This window comes from Caballeronia glathei (genome assembly GCF_000698595.1).
Lineage (GTDB): Bacteria > Pseudomonadota > Gammaproteobacteria > Burkholderiales > Burkholderiaceae > Caballeronia > Caballeronia glathei.
Genome location: NZ_JFHC01000231.1, coordinates 1 through 1,248, shown reverse-complemented (window position 1 = coordinate 1,248; position 1,248 = coordinate 1). Strand labels below are relative to the sequence as shown.

The window sequence follows — 1,248 nt, the reverse complement described above, 5'->3', positions numbered from 1 at the left end:
AAGCGCGCGGCCCGGGCCGCGCGCTTTGCGCAATGATCGGAACAAACGCTACACGGCCATCGGCGCCGTGAGCGCCTCGTGATGCCGGTAGCCTTCGAGCGAGAAATCCGCCGGCTCGATCTTCTCCAGCCATTGCGGCTCGTAGCGGCCGGTTTGCGCGTAGTCGGGCACGCGATCGGACAGGATCAGCTGCGGGCTCGCGAACGGCTCGCGCGTGAGTTGCTCCTTGAGCATGTCGAGCTGGTTCTCGTAGATGTGCGCGTCGCCGATGAAATACGTGAACCAGCGCGGCGCATAGCCCGTCAGGCGCCCGACGAGATGCAGCAGCGCCGCGCCCTCGGTCAGGTTGAACGGCGTGCCGAGCCCGACGTCGTTGCTGCGGATGTACAGGCACAGCGAAATCTCGCGCTTCGCCACGTTCGGGATGAACTGGTACAGCAGGTGACACGCGGGCAGCGCGATTTCGTCGAGCTTCGCGGGATTCCACGCGTGAAACAGAATGCGCCGGTCGGTGGGATTCTCGATGATCGTGTCGAGGCACTGGCGCAGCTGATCGATCGCCTTGTAGAGCAGCACCTGCTCGCGCCCGCCCTCGACGAAGCTCGTCACGACCTGATAGCCGTGATTGGTGGCATCGGCGATCTGGTCGCCCGCGGACGCGTCCACGACCTTGTACGCGGGCCACTTGCGCCATTGCACGCCGTAGACGTCGCCGAGGTCGTCAGGGCCCTGCCGGTACGGATTCGCGAGCCACTGGGGGTTTTCATTGGCGTTGGCGTCCCAGACCTTGCAGCCGAGCGCGCGGAAATCCGCCGCATTCCTCGAAGCGCGCAAAAAGCCCACCATCTCGCCGATCGCCGACTTGAACGCGAGCTTCTTCGTCGTGACGGCCGGGAAACCCTGCTGGAGGTCGAAACGCAGCATCGCGCCGGGCATGCTGATCGTGCGGATTCCCGTGCGGTTTTCCTGCCACGTGCCGGTGTCGAGAATCGTGCGGACGAGCTCGAGATACTGTTTCATTCAATTTCCTTCGACGCGCCTTCACGGCTCGCTCAATGTGGGCAGAAAGTCGTGATTTTACCAAGCGCGGGAAGGTGGCGCTGCTTGCGGACAGCGCGAGAGGACGGGCACGGGAGCCGTACCCGGATGCAGGGCGGTCAGCCGCGCGTCACGTGTTCGGTGGGCGCGTCGACTTCGATGTGGCGCATGCCGTGCGCGCTCAGCAGCCGGTACAGCGTCACGCGCGAG

General features: G+C 64.9%; 1 protein-coding gene. It reads right to left on the bottom strand.

Annotated features, from left to right (window positions below; genetic code table 11):
• Positions 1-48 precede the first annotated feature (48 nt).
• Entirely contained in the window at positions 49-1,020 is a 972-nt protein-coding gene (locus BG61_RS38465; protein WP_035925501.1) for a thymidylate synthase, read from the bottom strand.
• Positions 1,021-1,248 lie beyond the last annotated feature (228 nt).

Coding starts and splice junctions, on each gene's coding strand:
- BG61_RS38465 (WP_035925501.1), bottom strand. CDS start 1,020: ATGAAACAGTATCTCGAGCTCGTCCGCACGATTCTCGACACCGGCACG.